General features: G+C 33.1%; 4 protein-coding genes. All 4 read left to right on the top strand.

Annotated features, from left to right (window positions below):
* On the top strand, positions 1–628 hold a 628-nt coding region (locus BQ7997_RS00040; RefSeq protein ID WP_139260875.1), incomplete at its 5' end, for a DUF3871 family protein.
* Between the two features lie 283 nt (positions 629–911).
* Entirely contained in the window at positions 912–1,547 is a 636-nt protein-coding gene (locus BQ7997_RS00030; RefSeq protein WP_073342335.1) for a recombinase family protein, read from the top strand.
* Positions 1,548–2,125: 578 nt separating this feature from the next.
* The gene (locus tag BQ7997_RS00025) at positions 2,126–2,482 is read left to right on the top strand and encodes a lipocalin family protein (protein WP_073342332.1); all 357 of its coding nucleotides are present in this window, start codon (positions 2,126–2,128) and stop codon (positions 2,480–2,482) included.
* Between the two features lie 72 nt (positions 2,483–2,554).
* Positions 2,555–4,249, top strand: a complete 1,695-nt coding sequence (locus BQ7997_RS00020) for a leucine-rich repeat domain-containing protein (RefSeq protein WP_073342329.1) — start codon at positions 2,555–2,557, stop codon at positions 4,247–4,249.
* The last annotated feature ends 210 nt before the right edge of the window (positions 4,250–4,459 follow it).

The following is a 4,459-nucleotide window of genomic DNA, read 5'->3' as shown; positions in this document are numbered from 1 at the left end:
TTTTGCCATAGATATTCCATCTATCTATGAAGATGTATCTGGCAACAGGCTTAATCTTTCTATAGTTGGCGTTCGTGCCTTGAATAGAGAGAATCTGGCAACTAAGAAAAGCCCAGAGTTATTCAGATTGGCTGTATCATTCAAAAATACCGTATGTTGTAACATGTGCGTGTTCACAGACGGATATAAGGATGATATAAAGGTAATGAGCACAAAAGAACTTTTTAGGGCTACATTGGAACTACTTAATAATTTCAATACAGCCAAAAATATACATTTGTTGCAAACGCTTGGTAACTCATATCTCACAGAACATCAATTTTGCCAATTAGTTGGAAGAATAAGACTTTATCAATCATTGCCACAAGGTTATCAGAAAGATATTCCACGTATGTTATTTACTGATACACAGATTAACAATGTGGCTAGGGCTTATATCAATGATGAGAACTTTGGCAGCTTGGGAAATGATATAAGTATGTGGAAATTGTATAATTTGTTAACTGGAAGCAATAAGTCAAGCTACATTGATAGTTTTTTGGATAGAGCGGTAAATGCAACCGAAATAGCAACGGGAATAAATGCCGCTTTGCATGGAGACACTAAATATAAGTGGTTTATTGATTGATTAAACAGGGGAATATTCAGAAATGGGTATTCTCCTATTTTATTAACTACGTAAAACAAAGAATCATGTTTTATTATAAGATACTTGTTTGGCTCTTTTGGGTGGTATTGTCTTTTATAACAGGTTGTGTTCCGTTAATCTTGCTTATTCTTTTAGTTGGCTTATGGGATATTGAGGAAGCGAATAAACCTCGTTAGTGTTCAAAACAGGAATGTGTTCAAATAAATCTGCAAAGGTGGTTTGAATACATTCTTTCATGTTATCAATTTAATCAAAGAATAAAATGAAAACAGCCGTAATATACGCTCGTGTTTCTTCAAGTAATGACAGACAGGACACGAGCAGACAAATAGAGGATTTAAAGAAATATGCTATTTCACAGGATATAGAAATAGTGAATATATTCCAAGAGCATATTTCAGGTGCAAAGAAAATAGAGGAAAGACAGATTTTAGGAGAATGTTTGAAATACTGTAAACGTGAATCTGTGAATATCTTACTTTTGTCTGAATTGTCAAGATTGGGAAGAAGTACATTACAGGTTCTTCGCTCTTTGGATATATTGCATGAATCGAAAGTATCGGTTTACATACAGAACTTGGGCTTATATACTTTGCAACCAAATGGGGAAGTTAATCCAATAGCGTCTATCATGGTGACAGTACTTGCAGAAATGGCAAATATCGAAAGAAGCAATATCCAATACCGTTTGAATAGTGGTAGGGCAAATTATATTGCCAAAGGTGGTAAACTTGGCAGAAAGACAGGTTCAACCAAAACGGATGATAAGAAGAAAGAAGAATATAAAGAAGTCATTGCTTTATTAAGAAAAGGTTATTCAATCAGAAATATAGCTAAGCTACAAAGTATTGGTATTTCCACCGTTCAACGGATTAAAAATCAGTTTATAAAGCCATAATCATAAAATATCGGTGGGGTGGAAAAATTCAGAGATTTAGTTTTTATATGGGTGGTCTTGAATTTTTCCACTACCATAAATTTATAAAGAAGGGATAGCTCTCAACTTTTAATAAACAATAGTTCTTGCTATTACAAACGCTTTTCGTAACTTTGTGGCAATTTCAGATACCTAATGTGTTAGGTCTGAAAGGACATATTAGTTAACGAAGAGCGTTTAAATATTATCCTCAATTTGAAATCTCGACACTTTCATAACACAGGGATAATAGGCAAGAACGCTCACGTCAATGTTATATACCTATCTTGTTAAGATAGTCTATATACCGTTTGGCGTGGGCTATTGTTTATTATTTGTGTTAGGGCAGTCGAGAGCCTCAAATTGAATAATATCCAATAGTTCCCACGCTTTTTTCATTGTGTAATACTATCCAAAGGGAACAGGGTAGATAAACGATATATAACTACGAATCAGACATTAAGAAACAACTTTTGCTACTATCTTTTAAGTAGCCAACTCATTTTTTGAGCAGCTTATACTACAAATTAAATTATTAACGAAAAGATTATTTACAGAATATGAAGACATTTAGATTTTTTGCGACTTTATTGGTTATTGTTTTATGTGCAGGTTTTACTTCTTGTAGTGACGATGATGATGAAAATCCGTTAGTAGGTGTTTGGTCTTATACGTGGGGAGGTGGAAACAAAGAAATTGTTACTTTTAAATCAGACGGTAAAGGAACTTGGGAATCTTATGATGTGTATGATGATGAGTCTAATACAGAATCATTCTCTTATACATTTGACGGTAGTGCTAAGTTGGTTCTTGATTGGGGAGATGATGACCCTGAAACTTATACAGTTGAAATTTCTGATAACAGCTTGAAGTTAATCGAAGAAGGAGGGCATACAGAAACCTTTACTAAACAATAATAGGAATTAACAGCATAGTGCTAGTCTTGTTAGGCTAGCATTTGTATTTGATTTTTAGGCAATAAAGAACTTATGAAAGAAAGAATATTGTGCTCTTTAAAAAATATCTCCTTTGTCATTATCATTGCATTATTAGGAGCTGCGTGTGGAGATGATAAGGAAGAAAGTATAAATGTTGGTAATGAAGGTGGTAATGGAATAGTTACTGGAACTGTTGCTAAGGTTGATGTAAAAAAGGCAGGTTCATTGTCAAGTTTGATTGGTAATGATGTCAAGTTTAATATTACGGATTTAACTGTTACGGGAGATATTAATGGGGATGATATTGCATTAATCCGTGAAATGGCAGGTGCAGATGTTAATGGGGACGAAACGAAAGGGCGTTTATCTAAACTTAATCTCAAAGATGCTAATATAGTTGCAGGTGGAAATCCATATTATATTAATACAGGAATCTTTTATTCAAAAAGAGATGTTGTAGGTTCGTATATGTTTAGCAACTGTGATAAATTAACCAGTGTCATGCTACCTAACAGTGTAATAGAAATTGGAAGCTATATCTTTAATAAGATAGTAGATATAGATACCGATACTAATTTTGCAGAGAAGGCAGAGAAGGAGAATACGACTTTAACCTCTATCGCTATAGGAAATAAAACTGCTATTATTGGAGATTACGCTTTTTATGCTTGTAAAGGGTTAACAGAAATTAATATGCCCAATAGCGTTAATGAAATTAGTGATTATGTATTTGGGGGCTGTAACAATCTTGTGAGAATTGACCTCGCTTCCGTTTCAAAAATGGAAATAAGCGCTTTCTGGGGATGTGATAAACTCGCTGAATTTGTCGTGTCAGAGGATAATTCTAATTATTCTTCTTTGGGTGGAGTGCTTTTCAATAAAGATAAGTCCATATTGATAATATATCCAAAGGCTAGACCAAACCAAAGTTATATAATTCCTAATAGTGTAATAACTGTTGAAGACAATGCCTTTGATAATGCTTATTTAACATCAATTACCATAGGAGACAAAGTTTCGCAAATGAAATTTTCAAATGTTGGAAAACGTTTAAAAGAATATATTGTTACAAACAATAATGCCAATTATTTGTCTTTAGACGGAGTATTATTCAATAAAAATAAAACAGAATTAATAGCATACCCAATTGATAAGGTTAGTTCAACCTACATTGTTCCCAGTAGTGTAACAAAAATTAGCAATACTGTTACATTTAGCTTGAATTTATCTACTTTGAATTTGAATAATGTTACTGAAATTCAAGAATCTACTATATTGGGTACTTATGTGAAAGAATTTATTGTTTCTGCTACTAATCCACGCTATTCTACAAAGGATAATGTTTTATTTAATAAAGAACAAACATCTCTGATTGCCTATCCAATGGCAGCAGTAAAAGAATATAAACCGAATGGGCAAGGAAGTAGTTATATAATTCCAAATGGGGTAACAAATATATCTGCTTATGCCTTTTATCCTGTTGCAAATTTCCTTTTCCCCCCTTATCCAGATTTGGAATTTTATTCATTGGAAACTTTAACAATACCTATTGATGTAAAACGGATTGGTTTATGGGCTCTTTATGGGGCAAAAAACATTCATTGTAAAAGTGAAACTCCGCCTTATTTGGATTATGCACAACATTATCCGCTAACAAATACGCAGAATATATATGTTCCAATGAATGCTGTAAATGCTTATAAGCAAGCAGTAGGGTGGAAAGAAGCAAATATAATTGGAGAATAAATATCTAAAGTCGAAAAGAACAGCATTTGAAGAAATTCATTTGCTGTTTTTTTATTATCATTGCAAACAAAAACACTATGAAACCAGTAGATAAGTTCTCAATCCAGTATAGCGAGTTGCTAGAGTATATATATCCAGTGACACAAGAATATTTCCCTGATTTTGATTATGATGAAGAAACAGGACAGGCATATATGTTGCCGTCACAAA

This window comes from Bacteroides congonensis, assembly GCF_900130125.1.
GTDB lineage: Bacteria > Bacteroidota > Bacteroidia > Bacteroidales > Bacteroidaceae > Bacteroides > Bacteroides congonensis.
This window is presented reverse-complemented; position numbering and strand designations above follow the sequence as displayed.